Raw genomic sequence first — 18,272 nt, 5'->3', positions numbered from 1 at the left:
TTCTTTACAATAATTTAATATCATGTTTTCTTAGTAACTGATTTTATATTATTAAATGTTTTCTTAAATTCGCAATTCCGTAATGAAACCATTTGTTTTCATTCTAAAATTATGATTTTCATATCAATACCACAAAAAGTAACTTTATAATCTTTTAAAAACAAATTATATTATAATTACAATTCAACACAATGCAAAACAAACACAACCCCAAATTCTTATTTTTTGCCCTTTTAGCCTTATTTTTTTCTGTCAATTTATTTTCTCAAAAAAGTGTTTACGCCGGAATCGAAATTGGACGTAGAGCTATTAAAGTTTCTGTAATTGATGTAAATAACATCAGAAAAGCTGATTACAAAATTCTTTCTTTCTGGACTGAAAGAATTCCGTTTGCTGACCATATTACTGCTAACGGTGAACTTACACAAGAAGATATCACTAGAACTAGTGTTATAGTTACTAACCAATTGCAAAAAATTAAAGCTGAAAACAAAATTCTTGAAGAAAACATTTTTGTTGTAGCGGCTCCTGTTTTTGCTTCTGCACGTAACTTAGATGTTTTAAAAAATAAAATTGCGATTTTAACTGGAAAGCAATTAGAAGTATTAGATGTTAATGAAGAAGCAAAAACACTTGTAAAAGGTGCTATACCACCTGTTGATTTTGCTAATGCTTTCCTTCTTGATATTGGTGCTCAAACTACAAAAGGAGGTTATATCGACGAACTTAAAGACGGTAAATTAGAGTTTATTCCTTTAGAGCTTAGTTTTGGTACAATGACACTTACTGATGCTGTAGAAAAAACAGTGGTAAACAAAAGTCAGGTAAACGATATGTCGACTTATCAGGAAAAATCTTTTGACTATAATGTAATTCTACGTAAAAAGACAAAAGAATTATTTGATGCGAATCCTCCTTTGGCAAAAAAGGATAAATTATACTTATCTGGTGGAGCTGTTTGGGCATTTTCAACTCTTTTCTATGATGAAAATGTGAATAAAGAGCATTATGTTGCTCTAACTCTTCAAGATGTTATCGATTATGATGCTATTCTTAAAAACAACTTTAACAAGTTTACTAATCTTGCCAAAACAAATAAAGAAGCTGCGAGAGTTTTAAGCACTTACGACCAAAAATACTTGATTTCGGCAAACAACATCCTTGTAACTTGTCTTGAAAGTATTCCAGACTACGCAACAAAGAAAATTTTGTTTGTAAAAGAAGGACAAGTAATCTGGCTAATCTCTTATATTGCAGATCGTTCTAAAAAAATAAATACTAATTTCTAAAAAGTATTTTTTCAATAAAAAAAGCCTCAGAGAAATCTGGGGCTTTTTTTATTGCTTCTCATTTCAATTTAAAACATACTGGTATTTCTAACTTCTACTATTTCAAAATGGTTGCAACTTATAATTTGCAACCATATTTACCATTCAAAAAAGCATAGTTTTTCTTTTAAACTCTAATTTTAAAAATCAGGAAAAAATCTTACATGAAATAAAACCTCCCGATTATGAAAAATTTAACCGCTTTTTTTATCGTAACTCTTTTAGCAGTAACTGCCTGCAAGAAAGAACCATCAAAAGATAATCAAGAAACAGCAAATGCATTGTCTACTGACTCCATAACTGCTATTGCAAAAGAAGCTTGGATATATGGCTATCCCATATTTTACAATTACAAAACCATTTACTCTAGCGCAATCAACAAGGAAGCTAAAGAATACTCTGGATTTAACAAATTCAAAAGCGTAGCTACCAGTGCAACTCCCGCAGATACTTTAATAGTAACCATAAATAACGATACTCCGTACTCAATGGCAGCGATTAATGTTTCAGACGAGCCGGTTATTCTTCAAGTGCCAAAAATAGAAAACGATCGATATTATGTAATGCAGTTTGTAGACCTCTACACTTTTAATTTTGAATATGTAGGATCGCGAGCAACTGGCAATAATGCAGGTAAATATCTCATTGCAGGACCAGATTGGAAAGGAGAAACTCCTAAAGGCATTGATAAGGTTTTACATTCTGAAACCAATTTAATATTTGTCGTAGGCCGTACCCAGTTACATGATCCTGCAGATGTATCAAATCTTAAAAAAATACAGGCGCAGTATAAATTAATTCCGCTGCATGAATATACAAAACAGCCTGCTCCTCCTGTAAAAAAATACAATCTGCCTTTGCCAGTCTGGAAAGAAAGCGATTACAACTCGCTTCAATTTATTAGTGCGCTAAATGCTTTATTACAATACGCAAACGAAGATAGCAGCGAAAAAGAACTAAGAAAACGTTTTGCTAAAATTGGAATTGTGCCTGGACAACCTTTTGACAGTTCAAAATACTCGCCTGAAACGATAAAAGCAATTGAAAAAGGAATTGCTGAAGCCAAACAAGAACTGGAATCTAAAATAGATAATGTCAAAGATGCGGGAAGCCTTTTTGGTACACGCGCAGAACTTAAAAACAATTTTCTGAACCGTGCAATTGCCGCAGCTGCCGGAATTTATGGAAACACTAAAGAAGAAGCAGTTTATACCGGAAGCAGTGTCGATAAAAATAATCAGCCGCTTTTAGGCAATAATAATTATGTTTTAAAATTTACTAAAGATCAACTGCCTGAAGCCAAATATTTTTGGAGCATCACCATGTATAATCTTCCTAAACGTTTTCTGATTCCAAACCCAATTAACAGATATTCTATTGGCAATAAAACAAAAGGATTAAAATATGAACCTAACGGAGATTTGATCATTTATTTACAAAAAAGCTCTCCTGGAAAAGACAAAGAAAGCAATTGGCTTCCGACTCCTAAAGACGAAAAATTCATGTTTGTGATGAGAATTTACGGTCCGCAGCCAAACGTTATTAATAATATTTGGAAAATGCCTCTTCCAGAAATTGTAAAATGAAAATCATAATTTCAGAAATAAAATCATAACCATTTTTCTAATTTTAATTTCAAATAATATGAAAAATTACAAATTACTATCAGGAATATTTCTAGTTACGATATCATTACTGATTTCTTCCTGCAAACAGAATAATGACAAATCAGAAACCGATTCTTCAGCATTAAAAGATTCAACGGCTGTAAATACGGATTCAGTGGCACAAAAAAACAGTGTTAAGGTTACTGCATCAAACTTTAACCGCGCAGAAACAGATCTTTACTTTACGACTTCGGTTAAAGATGCTGGTGGTATTGGTAATATACATCATTATAGAACTTTAATGCCAATTGACAAACAAGCTGTAATTCGTGCTAACCGAGATGTATTGTATTCTTCTGGAGTTTATGATCTCGATGCTGGACCAATAACCGTTACACTACCAGATCCAGGGAAACGTTTTATGTCGATGCAGACTATCGATGAAGATCAATATTCTGAAACGTATTACGCTCCCGAAACTTTTACTTTTACAAAGGAAAAAATCGGAACACGCTATCTGATGTTAGGAATAAGAACTTTTATTGATCCTAACGATCCTAATGATTTACCGAAAGTTACAGCATTGCAAGATGCAATTAAAATTAGCCAAAAAGATAAAGGAACTTTTTCGGTTCCAAATTGGGATCTAGTGAGTCAAAAAAAAGTTAGAGATTCTTTAATTGGCGTTTCTAAAAAATTATCTGATACAAAAGGAATGTTTGGCTTAAAAGGTAAAGTTGATGAAACACGCCATTTATTAGGAAGCGCAACAGGATGGGGCGGAAATCCAGAAAAAGATGCACTTTATCTTTCTGTTTATCCTAAAAAAAATGACGGAAAAACAGTCTATAAACTTAAAGTTAAAAATGTTCCTGTTGATGGATTTTGGTCTATAAGTGTATACAATAAAGAAGGCTATTTTGAGAAAAACGATCTTAACATGTATACCTTAAATAATATTACAGCGAAAAAAGATGCTGACGGATCGATCACTATACAGTTTGGAGGCTGTGACGGAAAAACACCAAATTGTATTCCTGTCGCTCCAGGCTGGAATTATTGGGTTAGACTATATCGTCCGCATAAAGAAATACTTAATGGCTCATGGAAATTTCCTGAAGCGGTTGAAGTTAAATAAATACTAGTATCAATAAAATTAAGGCTTCAGAGAAATCTGGAGCTTTTTATTTTAAATTAATCTCTGAAAAGTTTCATCATTTAAAAACTATATCGTAATATTGCAATATTAATATAATAATTATGGGAGCAACTAAAACAGAACATTTTACAGACGCACAAAATCAAATTGCTACAATTGCTAAAGCATTAGGACATCCTGCAAGAATTGCCATAATCGAATATTTGCTGCAAGTGAATGAATGTATTTGCGGCGATATTGTAAACGAACTGCCTCTTGCCCAGCCTACCGTTTCTCAGCATCTAAAAGAGTTGAAAAATGCTAGAATCATTAAAGGAAATATTTCTGGAAATGCAATTTGCTATTGTATTGATGAAAAAACAATTGATATTTTAAACTCCTATTTTTTAAACATCACACAAACCATTTCAAAATCAAAATGTTGCTAAAACATTTTTTTTGAGCAACTATATCGCAATATTGCAATTAACAAATAAATAAAAATAAGATGAAATTATCAGAAATAAAACAGATTTTACCAACATTAGACAATGTTGAATTTCAATTAGAAAACGGAACTTTTGTGCCAGAACATTTTCATGTGACAGAAGTTGGGGTAATTACCAAAAATTTTATTGATTGCGGCGGAGTAATCAGAAATGAAAAAGCAGTAAACTTTCAGCTTTGGGATGCCAATGATTTTGAGCATCGTCTAAAACCAAATAAACTATTGCACATCATTCAATTATCTGAAGATAAGCTAAACATCGAAGACTTCGAAATTGAAGTAGAATACCAAAGCACCACAATTGGAAAATATGATTTAGAATTTAACGGAAAAACTTTTGTCCTAAAAAACAAAACAACAGCTTGTTTAGCCCAAGATGCTTGCGGTATTCCAGCTGAAAAACAAAAGATCAATCTTACTCAATTAACCAATGATAATGCTTCATGCTGCACTCCAAATTCAGGATGTTGCTAAAAAATGAAAGAACAAATCTTTAAATACAAGAAACCAATTGTAATAACCTCATCTGTTATTTTACTGCAGCTTATTTTCGGTTTTGAACCCAAATTCTGCATCATAAATATCATTTGGTTATTTGTTTAATTATGAAAAAGAAAATACTAATACTTTGTACAGGAAATAGCTGCAGAAGCCAGATTGCCGAAGGCTACATGAAATTTTTTGCAGAAAATAAAGCTGAGGTTTACAGCGCGGGTGTAGAAACTCATGGCGTTAATCCAAAAGCTATTTCGATAATGAAAGAAGATGGAATAGACATTTCAAATCATACTTCGAACAATATTGATGAATATACCCATATCGATTTTGATTTTGTGATTACGGTTTGCGACAATGCTAAAGAACGATGTCCTTTTTTTCCAACGAAAGCAGCCAAATTTCATTACAATTTTCCCGATCCTGCAAAAGCAATAGGAACAGATTCTGAAATCATGGAGCAGTTTAGAAGCGTACGAGAGCTAATAAAAACATATTGCAAAAACTTTGTGGCAGAAAATCTAACTTAACATTATTGAATATTCCGTTAGGAATATCTCGTCGGTAGAAAAAAAATAATATAGTTTTGCATTGTGTCCTGTAGGGACAGCTGATTTTAGGGAAATAAAAAATACGTTCAATTAATCAAACGTTCCTACGGAACGTATAATCATGGTTCATATTTAAAATCTACCAACGAAACATTCCTACGGAATGAATAGTTGGTAGAATCTTGTCTATTTTTAAACATTACCTCATCGATATAAAAACCAAAAATGCGTAAACCCAAAAGGACTTACGCATTTTTTCTGATGAAACATTATAAAAAACGCCGTTTATCGTCTTCTTCCGCCACCTCCGCCGCCAAAGCCGCCTCCGCCACGAGAACCACCTCCCATTTGTCCAGCGCTTGGTCTTGACGAAGCTCCTCCGCCTCTATTAAAATTGGAGTTTGAAGAACTTCCTCTATTAAGATTCGAAGTTCCTGCACTTGGAGATGCACTCTGGCGTGTTCTTCCAGATGCATTGGTATTTCCTGCTCGATTTCCTGTTCCTGTCGATGGTCGTGTGCTTGCAGAAGGGCGCGAATTACCTCGATTGGTATTGTATCTGTTATTGGTAGAATTGTCTCGTACTGTGTTAGATCTTGATCTATTATTATTGTAATTATTAAAATTGTTTCTGTTATTAATGTATACGTTATTATGTCCGCCATGATAATGACCGCCATGATAACCATGATGATGGTAATAATGGTTGTGACGATAAATTCCGACCGCCATTACGGTAAAAGCGGCGAAGTAAGGCGGATAAAACCCATAATAATAAGGTGGATAATACGGCACATAAGCCGGTGAATATACATATTGTACAATGGGCACCGTTTCTACCACAACTGCCGTTACGGCTGGCGCGCTTTGTACGGGATCATCTCCTGCATAAGCTGGGTTTGCTGTTTTTGCTGGTGCGGATTTAGCTACTGGTTCAATGACATAATCTTTTCCGTACAGCAGCTCATCGCCTACAATCTGCATTTTTACCTTTCCGTTTTTATCTTTATCAACCAAAATAACAGCAACGTCTTGATTTTCGTTCTTGTTTACAGCAACTTGAAGAATAAAAGTAAACGAATTTCCGTTTTTCTTTGTGACTACTTTTATAAAGTCTACTTTTTTATCCAGATTCAAATCCAGATTATTGATTCCTGTTTTCTCCAGATTCAGGTTTTTCTCAAATTCTTCAATAGTTTTTGATTTCTGAAACAGGGACATCACGGCATATAAATCAAGATTGTCTCCTGGAAGCCCAAGTTCTGGGCCATCATTTTCAGCTTGACAAAAAATCAACTGGGCAGACATCATTAATGCGACTGTCAAATATTTTGTAAATATCTTTATCATAGTAAGAGTATAAAATATTAATAAGAAGAGTAGAAAATGATTCTTTCTATACTTTCTAATCTGTACCCAGAAATCGTCTAGTGTTTTTTAGTTTTATCCAATTCGCCAATAAAAGGAATTGCATCTTGAATTTCTGCTCGTATGGTTACTTGCAAATACTGCTCAAGCTGTACAAATTTTGCAGCATTGATTCCGCCAATTGGTTTTACCAGTTTAGAATGGGTTTTCGCAAGCAGTTTTTCAGCTTCTTGATTGTACTTTAAATTCGATGAGGTTAATTCTGTCGCTTTAGCGTCACTCAAATTGGCATAATTCTTCGCATAATCTTCTAGAATTTGAATCTTCTTCTGACTTAAGGCTTTGCGTTCTGTTTCGTATTTGTCGTAAATAGGCTGAAATGCAGCTGCCTGTACATCGGTCAAGCCCAAATATTCTTTAACCACTTCTGCTTTAGATTTTCCGTAAAGGTCTTGGATGAGTTTAATTTCATCAACAGAGCTCTGGGCCGTGACATTCAATCCAAAAGCTAGTGACAGTATAAATATTATTTTTTTCATAATCTTAATTTTATAGTTTTTAATTACTTGCTAAAGTTTAGCTAAGCGGTACTCCAAACTAAATTGGGAGTATTTCAATGTTATTTTTATTCTGTCAATCCATCAGATGCACTCATGTCTCTTAAGCATACATATTTGCCATCTCTTTTTTCAAAAAGGCTCATATAGTTTCCAGTATTAACTGGAGTGTTAGTAGAATCTGTTACTTTGTAGTATCCTACTTCTACAACCATATTACCATCCTTAGAAACAAAAACTTCTTTGGTTTCAAAAGATATTATATTCGTATTATTAGCCAAATCTGATTCTAAAAATTCATATCTGGCATCTTTACCAATAATGGGTGGCCTATTTTGATAAAAAGTTATGGCATCATCTGCATAGTAACCAATCTCTTTTAGCTGGCCAGCATTGTATGTTGCAGCATATTCATTTTCTTTTGCCTGAATTTCTTTCTTGACTTGTTTTAAGTCAATTACAACATTTTCGTCTTTTTTTGTATTGCAGGAAACCAATAAAACACAAAACCCTGCGAGAACCGCTCTTGTAATTATTTTATTTTTCATACCTATTAAATTTTCAAATTGTTATAAGATTATTTCATTTTACAAACAGGTTCAAAAAATTGTTCGTAAACACAGGCCTTTTTAATATTCTTCAAATATCTTTTGGAGTTCTGCCAAACTTCTCTGTTTCAGCAATGCTACTGATAATAAAATTCTAGATTTCTGCGGATTCAAAGCGTATGAGGCAATAAGTCCAAGTTCATCATCATTGCATTCTACATTACGGCTTACAAGTCCAGTCGCAACGCGCGTGCTTCGAACTACGATAATTCCTTTTTTGCTGGCTCTTGCGCAAGCATCTAGAGAAGCTTTATTCATATTTCCGTTTCCTACTCCAGCAATTACAATTCCTTTAGCACCGCGTTCTATCGAAGCATCAATTAAATCTGGTTTCATATCGGCATCGGCATAAATAATATCTACACGAGGAAAAGAGCTAACGCCTTTCACATCAAATTCTGAGTTTTTCCCAAATTTTTGACTAGGGTAATTAAAGAAATCATTTGTTCCGTAAGAAGTAATACCGATAAGTCCTCGAAGCGGAGACATAAAAGTCTGAACGGCCGTTGTACTCACTTTTGTTAACGATTGTGCAGAATGAATCCAATCATTCATTACCAAAAGCACTCCGCGTCCTCTTGCTTTAGGATCGCCAGCTACTTCAATAGCATTATAAAGATTTAAAGGTCCGTCTGCACTAATGGCTGTTGACGGGCGCATTGATCCTACAAGCACTACTGGTTTATCTGTTTTTGTAGTTAGATTTAAAAAATAGGCCGTTTCTTCCATCGTATCGGTTCCGTGTGTAATTACAAAACCGTCTACATCATTGCTATTGGCCAATTCATTAATTCGATTAGCTACCTTCAGCATAATTTCAAATGACATATCCTGAGATCCCACATTCGCAATTTGCTCGCCTTTTATATCTGCCACTTTTAAAGCATCTGGAATGGCATTTACCATCGCATCAATAGTAACCTGTCCCGAAGTGTATCCAGATTGTACTCCCGTTTTAGCAGAACCAGCAATTGTTCCTCCTGTTGCCAATATTAGAACTTTAGGTTTAGCCTGTCCGAACATGCTGATATTTAATGACAGTATCAGCAGTAAAAGTATTTTTTTGTAAAAGTTGATATTGAATTTCATCATTTTGTAGTTTTAGATTGAGAATTATTTTTGGCCCGTTAAAGTTGCTGGATCCAGAAGTTTCTTAATTTGATCTTCTGTCAGCAATTTCTTTTCGCGTATAAGTTCTAAAATTCCTTTGTTGGTTGCGAGTGCTTCTTTGGCCAGTTCGGTTGTTTTTTCATAACCCAAAACAGGATTCAGAGCCGTTACAACACCTACACTTCTATCCATGTAATGCGCTAAAACATCTTTATTTACCGTAATGCCATCGATACAGTTTTTTCTAAATAACGGCATTGCTTTAAAAAACAATCCTTGCGATTCCATCATGGCAATAGCCTGAACAGGCTCAAAAGCATTTAATTGCAATAAACCAGATTGTGCGGCAACCGTTACGGTAAGGTCATTTCCCATTACTTTAAAACACAATTGGTTCATCAACTCTGGCATAACCGGATTTACTTTTCCTGGCATAATTGAAGATCCTGGCTGAAGTGCAGGCAAATTGATCTCGAAAAAACCAGTACGAGGACCAGAAGCCAAAATGATCAAATCGCTGCTTATTTTTGCCAAAGCAACTGCCATGCTCTTAAGTGTAGAAGAATACATTACAAACCCTTGCTGGCTAGTTGTTGCGGCAATAAGATCTTTGCTCATTACGATTGGTTTTCCTGTAATTTTTGCCAGATGTGCCGCTACTTTCTCAGCATAACCTGGAGAAGCAGTAATTCCTGTCCCGATAGCAGTAGCCCCCATATTTTGTTCGCATAGATAAGCCTCCGATTTTTTTAAAGCGCTAATCTCCGCATCAAGTTGATTCCCAAAAGCATGAAATTCCTGACCTACCGTCATTGGTACAGCATCTTGTCCTTCAGTTCTTCCCATTTTTAGGATGTCTTTAAATTCATCACCTTTTTTATGGAAAGCTTTCGCCAAAAGATCGGCCTCTTTAAGCAGTTTGTCGTTATGGAGCAGTAATGCTACTTTTATAGCTGTTGGATACACATCGTTTGTTGATTGCCCCATATTAAGATCATCGTGAGGTTCAATAAATTGATATTCGCCTTTTTTATGACCGCTTAGTTCTAGCGCGATATTGGCCAAAACTTCGTTCACATTCATATTGGCAGAAGTACCGGCACCACCTTGATACAAATCGACCAAAAACTGATCGTGATATTTGCCGTCAATTACTGCTTGACAAGCTTTTTCTATAGCAGCAAGCCTGTCTTTTTTAAGTCGGCCTACATCAGCATTGGCACGTGCCGCAGCTAGTTTAACCATTGCAAAAGCTTTTACATAGTCAGGATAAGATTGCGTAGTCAAGCTACTGATCTGAAAATTTTCTAACGCACGTGCAGTTTGCACACCGTAGTAAGCATTTGCTGGGATTTGTTTTTCTCCTAGAAGATCTTTTTCAGTTCGGGTTTGAGCATTAAGAATGCCTAAAGACAATCCGAACAATAGCAGGTATTGTACAGTTTTACACATATTTTCTTTTTTTTATTAATTAAAAACAAAAGCTTTTACTGGTTTCTTTTATAAAATGATTGTGAGAAATTATATTTAAAAGAAAACTGTAATTTGTTTATTGAAGTACTCCATCCATCATTAAAATTTTCGCGGTCACCCCACTGAAATTCTGCTCCAACTGTGCAATTTTTTACAGGAGTATACAAGACATTTACAAGAGCGTATTGTCCCTTTTTAAACGCCTCATCTATTTGTCCATCAGAGTTGTCGATATCAATCATAGAATATCCAATTGCAGTACTAAATTTATCACTCCAAGTATGATCTAAAAAAGCTACAACCCCCACTAAAGGAAGCGCAACACCTTTTACAGGAGTTACCGCATTACCAAAATTGTTTTCGATACCTATATCCACAGGAGCATCGTTCATGTAGTTTTGTATTCCTTCTCCGTATACCACCTGTCCTCTAAAAACATCATTTTTACTAAAGTTGATGTTGGTGCTTAAATTAAGTCCCCATCCTACAGCCTCTCCAGATAAATCATACTGATCATTATTCAGATCTTTCCATTCAATTTTTCTTAAGATACCTGCCAACTCCACATAACCCCATTTTGTGCCAACGTGATATTCTGCCGAAAGGTCTGGCAACGGAAATCGCGCTTTTACGCCTTGCAGTTCCACACGATTTGCATAATCTCCCTGATCGGCACTTGCTCCAGGTCTTTCTAATGCGATAGTTAAACGGGTATCACCTTGAATGGGCATATAACGAATTTGAATATTACGGAAGAATACCATTCCTGTTGGCCCCCAATACTCTAATGAATTCGGAAATACGCCAATATCCATAAATGGGCTCCAAGTTTGTCCAGCTCCAAATTTTCCTAATTCGGCATAAGCATGACGCAAACGAAAAGTAGTTTGTCCAGCATCGACACCCGTACCGAACAATTCGAATTCAAAATGAGTTTTTAATTCGCCAATTCCTGTATCAAAGTAATTTTTGAAACCTAATCTGGTCTGGCGCACAGAAGCGTAGTAACTGCCATCTGGTCCGTATTCGTCTTTAAAAGCAGGCAATTTTGTGGGCCTTACTACATCGTACCAATCTGATTGTATCTGATTAAAATTATAACCAATATCGGTCATAATAAAACCGTAGATTTCCATGCTTTTATTCCCTTCGTCTTGAGCTCGAACAAATGCTGAAAGAAGAAAAAAAATTATGAGGACACGACACCTCATCGTTGCGATCTGCAAAAATCTTTTTTTCATAATGATTATAGTTTGTTTATTGTGGGATACAACTTTTAATCTGATTTTTGCAGTCCTGGCTTAAAATAAAAGTCATTTTATTTTAAAAAATGGATATTTCTCAGTACGAATTTTTATTCACCTCAAAAGCTTTTATCTGATCCTAAAAGCTCTTAATACGGGAATGCAAAAATTTTAACACCTATACATTACAGTCTTTTTTGTTTAAAAAAAGAAACAAAACACAGCTTTTACCTAATTATCAAACAAATATAACTAATACAATAGCACGACTAGGGTTATTAACCGTTACATTTAACCGTTAAAAATATCAGATAAATAATACTAACATGTTAAAAATTTTCATAAATTTATATCTTCATAAGTAATTGGTCTTTAACATTTTATACGCCTAAGTGACTTTTTTTTGACATTAATAATTTTCAAATAATTTATTATGGAGTCTATAAAAAAAATCCCCTCGGATAAAATCTATAATGAGCTGGAAAATGTTTTAAAGTTTTATTCTTTTAAGAACTCCACTCTTTTAAGCAATTTTCTTCGCTATATTGTCACCGAGACTATAGATGAAAGACAGCAGTTTATCAAAGAATATTCTATAGCTGTAAATGCTTTAAGTAGACCCTCCCATTTTAATCCGCATGATGATGCCATGGTTCGCATTCATGCAGGACGATTAAGAAAATTACTTACTGAATATTATTCTACCGATGGAAAAGGCAATTCGGTTATCATTCATGTCCCAAAAGGCGGTTACGTTCCAGAATTTATTCATAATAATAAAATGAGACCTACTGATCTCTCTATCAGTATTAGTAAAACCAATCCATTAATTACCGTTTTTCCTTTTAAAACAATGGTCCATCGACCAGATTTAGAAGCTTTTTCGCAAATACTTTCTGAGGAGATCAGTGCAGAACTTTCCCGTTTTCAAGATATATCTGTAATAGCTCATTTCCCTTCTGATGTCCTTTCAAAAATTAACGAAAATGTTCTAGAAGCGGCCAATATGATTGGAGCAGATTTTCTTATTACAGGACACATTCAAATTATCGATAACAAACTGCACATAAGAGTCAGCCTAATAAGCTCATCTTCAGGGAAATTTATTTCGACTAAAGTATTTACTCCAGCTACTATAGAGGATGGCATTAGAATTCAAAATGAAATCGTAAAGGATATCGTTTCTACTATGGGCGGTTATTATGGTACTATTTTTAAAGAAATGGTAAAAACTTCATCATCTAAAATTTCAAACCACTCAAGCGTTTCAAAGGCAGTCTGCAGTTACCACGAATACCAATGTTCCTTTTCTATTGAAAATTACGCTACCGCCCTTTCTAATTTAACTGAAGCCGTAGAAATAGACCCAAACCATTCTATTGCATGGGCAATGCTGGGCGAAATGCATTTGGCTTCTATTGCCCTAGGATTAGACAATTGCAAAAAAACTATCGAAAAAAGCAGTCACTGCATCACAAAAGCCTTAAATATTGATCCTAATTGCCAGCAGGCTTGGTACGCACAGACTCTTTTACATTGTTTTAGAAAAGATCAAGACAACTGTCTTTATACCGCAGAGCAATGCATAAAAATGAACCCTAATTCGTCAGGCATTGCTTCAGGAATAGGCTGTATACTGATTTTTGCAGGTTATTTTGAAAAAGGTTTTAATTTATTAGAAAATGCCACTCATATAAATCCTGCACATCCATGGTGGATTAGCATTGGATATTGTTACTATTTCATTCATAAAAAAGAATATCAAAAGTCTTTATATTGGGCAGAAAAAATGGATTTTGAAGAGACTATTTGGGATCCTTTGCTTAAAGCCGTTTCTTTATCTCTGCTCAGCGAAGATGCAAAAGCAAAAGCATATTTGAATAACCTTCTAGAACTACAGCCTCAAACAGCCGCAGAAATAAAGGAAATACTATCGAGTTTTATGTTTTCTGATGAAATTGTTTTTAGAATCATCAACAGCTTAAAAAGAATCGGGTTAAAAAATGGCATCTGATCTCTGAGAGATTTAATCAAAAACTATCTTCTACGACTAAGCCACTTTCTTTACTGCACGTTTTTTCTTTTCTAATAATTTAAGATGATTTTCGGCGCACAAAATTTTCTCGGTCGTGCCGTTCTTCTGTATTTCGATGAGATAATGAAAATCTCTCTCCTTTGAAGTCGATTTTATTATAAGCCCCTTTTTAAAATCCATTTTTCTTTCGATAATGGTTCCCTTGTAAGATCTCCCACTTAATGCAGTGTAGGAAACATCTTGTCCTTTTACAAATTTCATTGTTTTAGCCTTTTGTTACTAATATTTGCTAATACTTCTAAATCTGAAAAACCAATGTTAAGGGGGGAAATCAGTTTTTCTATTTCGGCGAATGTAAAAAGTTTTGACAATTTACAACCCCGTATTTATACCTGTTTTTTGAATCTTAAATATAATTAATTTTTTAATGTAAAAATTACCTTCCAAAAAAAAATTGATACAATTTAGAACAGCTTCTTTTGCTTCTTTTTTAGCATGAATTCCTAGTTTTGAAAGAATGAATTTTTGTTTCAAAAACAACTAAAAAAGAGCAAAATGGTACAGGAAAGAGTGATGGAGAAATTGGCAATTTTAGCAGATGCAGCAAAATATGATGTTTCTTGCTCATCGGGACAAAGCACGCGAAAAAATAAAAATAAGGGATTAGGAGATACTGGAGGCGGAATCTGCCATGCTTTTACAGAAGACGGGCGCTGTGTTTCTCTTCTAAAAATCCTTCTTACCAATCATTGCATTTTTGATTGTGCTTATTGTGTAAGCCGAAAAAGCAACGACATCAAACGGGCTGCTTTTACCGTGCAAGAAGTTGTAGACTTAACGATTGGTTTTTACAGAAGAAATTATATTGAAGGTCTATTTCTTAGTTCTGGAATTTTTGACAATGCAGATTATACGATGGAACGTCTGGTTAGAATTGTCAAAAAACTAAGATTGGAAGAAAATTTTAATGGCTATATTCATCTAAAAGCAATTCCAGGTGCCAGCGAAGAATTACTAAAAGAAGCTGGATTATACGCCGACCGTTTGAGTGTAAATGTCGAAATGCCGACAGAACAAAGCCTCAAATTACTTGCTCCAGACAAAAATCATAAAGATGTGATTAAACCAATGCAATATCTAAAAAATGAGATTATTGGTTATCAGGAAGAGAAAAAATCCAACTACAAAACACCGCTTTTTGCTCCTGCTGGACAAAGCACGCAAATGGTAATTGGCGCAACAAAAGAAAATGATCTGGAAATTCTTGGAATGGCCAATTACTTTTACGAACAAATGAAAATGCGTCGGGTCTATTATTCTGGTTATGTACCAATAAGTTACGACAACAGGCTTCCTGCAATTGGGACTCCAGTACCTATGATTCGCGAAAACCGTTTATACCAAGCCGATTGGCTAATTCGTTATTATGGATTTAATGTAAATGAAATTGTTGGTTTTGATCAGCCGAATCTTGACTTAGATATTGATCCAAAATTAGGATGGGCCTTGCGAAATCTTCATCAGTTTCCTGTGGATATCAATACGGCCGATTTAGAAATGATCCAACGTATTCCGGGAATAGGATTTTTGGGCGCGAAAAAGATTGTTGCCGCTAGAACTTTTAAAAGATTACAGCCAGATGATTTAAAGAAACTTGGCATTTCGTACAGTCGATCCAAGTATTTTTTGGCTTTCTCTTCGCCTTTTTATTTACAAAAAGACTTGACGCCGATTCAAATAAAAAATCAGATTTTGAATTTGCAAAACAGTAAATACAAGAATAATTTTTCGAACCAGCTTGCTTTATTTTAATTCAAATGACACAAATTCTTTATGATGGAAGTTATGAAGGCTGGCTTACAGCAATTTTTGAAATCTACGAGTACAAACTTAAAGATGTTGTTTTTGCCAAAGAAGAGATTTCAAACACTTTGCTTTTCTCCAACACACATTCTGTAACGACTGATGAGGTAAAAGCTAATCGGGTTTTGAATGGTTTGCAGGAACGTCTTTCTCATCATGGCTTCAACAATCTTTATTTTGCTTTTTTATCTGAATTGGATCAGATTGAAGAAATCTTATTCCGATTTGTAGCCTATGCTTTTGCGAGTAAAATCAATATTGAAGGAGATTTAAGCCGAAGCGAAGTATTGAACGTAAAAAAAGCAGCACATTTAACGGGAAAAGAAAGCCATAGAATGAAGGCTTTTGTTCGTTTTAAACTAACAAAAGACGGATTATATTATGCCATTATAGAACCAGATTGCGACGTTTTGCCACTTATCGAACAGCATTTTAAAAACCGTTACGCCGACCAGCGCTGGCTCATTTACGATTCAAAACGCAAGTACGGAATTTATTATGACCTTGAAAATGTCTCTACGGTCGAAATGCAATTTGAGTCAAATCCATCCTCTAGTTTTCTAGCCGAAATCAACGATGAAAACGAAGAATTTTTCGAGAATCTATGGCGCAATTATTTCAAAAGTGTCAATATCGAATCCAGAAAAAACACCAAACTTCATATCAAACACATGCCAAAACGATATTGGAAAAACCTGACGGAGAAAATCCCAAACCTCAACAAAAGATAATGTTACCTAAGCCATTAGTCGAAATTAAAAAATTACTCTTTAACACATAGAAACATAGAAAACTATGTACATTTAAACTAGTGAAACGCCTTTTTTAAGTCTTCAAAAACTATGTTTCTACGTGTTAAAAGCTTCACACAAAGTGTTACTATTTACTTTTCTTAAGTGCGTCCAGCAACTCTACCATATCTACCACAGCATAAGTTGAGCAATAATCTGAGACCGCATAAGGCAGAATTAAACTGTTGTTATGAATAATCGCCCCGCAAGAATATACTACATTAGGAACATATCCCTCACGCTCATCTTCCAACGGAGAAAGCAACGGTTCTGTCAATCTTCCTATCTCTTTTGATGGATCGTCGAGATCAAATAATGAAGCACCAATACAGTAACGTCTCATTGTACCTACTCCATGCGTGATAACAAGCCAGCCTTCTTCTGTCCATAATGGCGAACCGCAATTTCCTATTTGAGTCAATTCCCAATTAAACTTAGGCTTTTGTAAAAGAATGGGCGTGTTCCATTGTGTGACACGCTCAGAATACATAATGTAATTATTAACACCATCAATTCTGGCCAGCATTGCATATTTGCCTTTTATTTTTCGAGGAAACAAAGCCAGATTTTTGTTCTGTGCGCCTTCTCCATGCAATGGCATAACTCTAAAACTATAAAAATCTTCGGTAGAAATTAACTTCGGCAGAATCGTGTGTCCGTTATAAGCCGTATAGGTTGCCATAACACGATCTGAACCATCATCATCAACAAAACGTACAAAACGTGCATCTTCTATTCCGCGGCTTTCAGAATCAGAAATCGGAAATATGACACGTTCCGTTATATCCGAATCGTGTTTGAACTGCAAATCGTAAAAAGAATTGGCCAGCCACAAAATTTCTTCTAGCGCCACTTTTCTTTCTTCACGAATTAAAGGATCTTTTAAAGCCTCAATCAACGTATTTTTAAGAACAGCAAATTCAAATTCTTCGGGAAGATCCTGCATAATCTGAGCGATATATTTATCAGTAGTATGCATCTCATACAGCTTGGTCAAAAATCGCTCTTTATTAAACAACGTTTTATGCTCGATTTCTGCCTGATCAATATGATTTCCTATTTTCATGATATGCAGATTATTGTCACGATCTAAAATTGCTCTTCTAAAAACAATCGACGAAATATGACCTTCACCCGTTGCTCGAAAAGAAATAATAACGCGTTTTTCTCCTGCTTCTAATCCCGTCTGATCAAAATCTTCTACTATTGACGGATTAAAAATCGCTGCAGATTCGATGGCATACTCCATTGTACAATACGATCCAATAAGCATTTTTCGGTCTAGAGACATCCCTTCGTAATCGATCTGCATTCCTTCTATTATAGGTCGTATTCTTTCGCAGTGTCTGAAGAATACTGCCGAAATATTTCGGTGCCTCCTAGCAAATTCACGAAGCGTCTGCTCCAAAGTCTGCAGTACCTGTTTCTCATCCAGCATCATTATCCGAAGTACCATTTGCTGGGTTCGTTCCTGCCCATTCATAAAATATCGGGCAACAACTCTTCTTGAATCTGGTAAAAACTTTATATTTTTTCGGACAACGGATACTCGCATAACTGGGAATTTTTATGATAATAAATCATTTATTATCCAAC

The 18,272-nt window shown here is 34.9% G+C and carries 17 protein-coding genes; 9 read left to right on the top strand and 8 right to left on the bottom strand.

Going from position 1 to position 18,272, the window contains the following annotated elements; genetic code table 11:
* The first annotated feature begins 191 nt into the window (after positions 1 to 191).
* From QLQ95_RS13095 to QLQ95_RS13070, 6 genes are all read left to right on the top strand, one after another.
* Positions 192 to 1,289 (top strand): exopolyphosphatase, encoded by a 1,098-nt coding sequence (locus QLQ95_RS13095; protein ID WP_095928693.1) that lies wholly within the window; start codon positions 192 to 194, stop codon positions 1,287 to 1,289.
* Between the two features lie 224 nt (positions 1,290 to 1,513).
* Positions 1,514 to 2,914, top strand: coding sequence for a DUF1254 domain-containing protein (locus tag QLQ95_RS13090; protein ID WP_320492887.1), 1,401 nt, complete (start codon positions 1,514 to 1,516; stop codon positions 2,912 to 2,914).
* Between the two features lie 58 nt (positions 2,915 to 2,972).
* Positions 2,973 to 4,073 carry a DUF1214 domain-containing protein gene (locus QLQ95_RS13085; RefSeq protein WP_482500234.1) on the top strand — a complete coding sequence of 367 codons (1,101 nt, stop codon included), beginning with the start codon at positions 2,973 to 2,975 and terminating at the stop codon, positions 4,071 to 4,073.
* Between the two features lie 122 nt (positions 4,074 to 4,195).
* Complete coding sequence (locus QLQ95_RS13080; RefSeq protein WP_320492885.1) at positions 4,196 to 4,522, top strand: ArsR/SmtB family transcription factor; 327 nt, start codon at positions 4,196 to 4,198, stop codon at positions 4,520 to 4,522.
* A 59-nt stretch (positions 4,523 to 4,581) separates the two neighbouring features.
* Complete coding sequence (locus QLQ95_RS13075; RefSeq protein WP_320492884.1) at positions 4,582 to 5,055, top strand: DUF6428 family protein; 474 nt, start codon at positions 4,582 to 4,584, stop codon at positions 5,053 to 5,055.
* Positions 5,056 to 5,186: 131 nt separating this feature from the next.
* Positions 5,187 to 5,606: an arsenate reductase ArsC gene (locus QLQ95_RS13070; protein ID WP_320492883.1), complete on the top strand. Its 420-nt coding sequence runs from the start codon at positions 5,187 to 5,189 to the stop codon at positions 5,604 to 5,606.
* Between the two features lie 306 nt (positions 5,607 to 5,912).
* Here the strand turns inward: QLQ95_RS13070 and QLQ95_RS13065 are convergent, their stop codons facing one another.
* From QLQ95_RS13065 to QLQ95_RS13040, 6 genes are all read right to left on the bottom strand, one after another.
* Positions 5,913 to 6,977 carry a hypothetical protein gene (locus tag QLQ95_RS13065; protein ID WP_253251769.1) on the bottom strand — a complete coding sequence of 355 codons (1,065 nt, stop codon included), beginning with the start codon at positions 6,975 to 6,977 and terminating at the stop codon, positions 5,913 to 5,915.
* 77 nt (positions 6,978 to 7,054) lie between these two features.
* Complete coding sequence (locus QLQ95_RS13060; protein WP_095928685.1) at positions 7,055 to 7,534, bottom strand: hypothetical protein; 480 nt, start codon at positions 7,532 to 7,534, stop codon at positions 7,055 to 7,057.
* Between the two features lie 86 nt (positions 7,535 to 7,620).
* Entirely contained in the window at positions 7,621 to 8,100 is a 480-nt protein-coding gene (locus QLQ95_RS13055) for a YybH family protein (RefSeq protein WP_095928684.1), read from the bottom strand.
* 81 nt (positions 8,101 to 8,181) lie between these two features.
* Positions 8,182 to 9,252, bottom strand: coding sequence for a type II asparaginase (locus QLQ95_RS13050; RefSeq protein ID WP_320492881.1), 1,071 nt, complete (start codon positions 9,250 to 9,252; stop codon positions 8,182 to 8,184).
* A gap of 21 nt (positions 9,253 to 9,273) precedes the next feature.
* Positions 9,274 to 10,722 carry an aspartate ammonia-lyase gene (locus QLQ95_RS13045; RefSeq protein WP_428238044.1) on the bottom strand — a complete coding sequence of 483 codons (1,449 nt, stop codon included), beginning with the start codon at positions 10,720 to 10,722 and terminating at the stop codon, positions 9,274 to 9,276.
* A 35-nt stretch (positions 10,723 to 10,757) separates the two neighbouring features.
* The gene (locus QLQ95_RS13040; protein WP_482500233.1) at positions 10,758 to 11,879 is read right to left on the bottom strand and encodes a DcaP family trimeric outer membrane transporter; all 1,122 of its coding nucleotides are present in this window, start codon (positions 11,877 to 11,879) and stop codon (positions 10,758 to 10,760) included.
* A gap of 541 nt (positions 11,880 to 12,420) precedes the next feature.
* Between QLQ95_RS13040 and QLQ95_RS13035 the strand changes: the two genes are divergently transcribed.
* Positions 12,421 to 14,001 carry a tetratricopeptide repeat protein gene (locus QLQ95_RS13035; RefSeq protein WP_482500232.1) on the top strand — a complete coding sequence of 527 codons (1,581 nt, stop codon included), beginning with the start codon at positions 12,421 to 12,423 and terminating at the stop codon, positions 13,999 to 14,001.
* 36 nt (positions 14,002 to 14,037) lie between these two features.
* On the opposite strand, the gene QLQ95_RS13030 is transcribed toward QLQ95_RS13035, so the two are convergent.
* Positions 14,038 to 14,283 carry a hypothetical protein gene (locus QLQ95_RS13030; protein ID WP_248729563.1) on the bottom strand — a complete coding sequence of 82 codons (246 nt, stop codon included), beginning with the start codon at positions 14,281 to 14,283 and terminating at the stop codon, positions 14,038 to 14,040.
* Between the two features lie 294 nt (positions 14,284 to 14,577).
* Here QLQ95_RS13030 and QLQ95_RS13025 point away from each other — a divergent pair, with 294 nt between their 5' ends.
* Both QLQ95_RS13025 and QLQ95_RS13020 read left to right on the top strand, forming a co-directional pair.
* Positions 14,578 to 15,834 carry a putative DNA modification/repair radical SAM protein gene (locus QLQ95_RS13025; protein ID WP_482500231.1) on the top strand — a complete coding sequence of 419 codons (1,257 nt, stop codon included), beginning with the start codon at positions 14,578 to 14,580 and terminating at the stop codon, positions 15,832 to 15,834.
* Between the two features lie 5 nt (positions 15,835 to 15,839).
* Complete coding sequence (locus QLQ95_RS13020) at positions 15,840 to 16,616, top strand: TIGR03915 family putative DNA repair protein (RefSeq protein ID WP_095928678.1); 777 nt, start codon at positions 15,840 to 15,842, stop codon at positions 16,614 to 16,616.
* Between the two features lie 148 nt (positions 16,617 to 16,764).
* Here the strand turns inward: QLQ95_RS13020 and QLQ95_RS13015 are convergent, their stop codons facing one another.
* The gene (locus tag QLQ95_RS13015; protein WP_095928677.1) at positions 16,765 to 18,231 is read right to left on the bottom strand and encodes a glycoside hydrolase family 130 protein; all 1,467 of its coding nucleotides are present in this window, start codon (positions 18,229 to 18,231) and stop codon (positions 16,765 to 16,767) included.
* Positions 18,232 to 18,272: the final 41 nt, after the last annotated feature.

Source organism: Flavobacterium sp. B330r, assembly GCF_056824325.1.
This window is presented reverse-complemented; position numbering and strand designations above follow the sequence as displayed.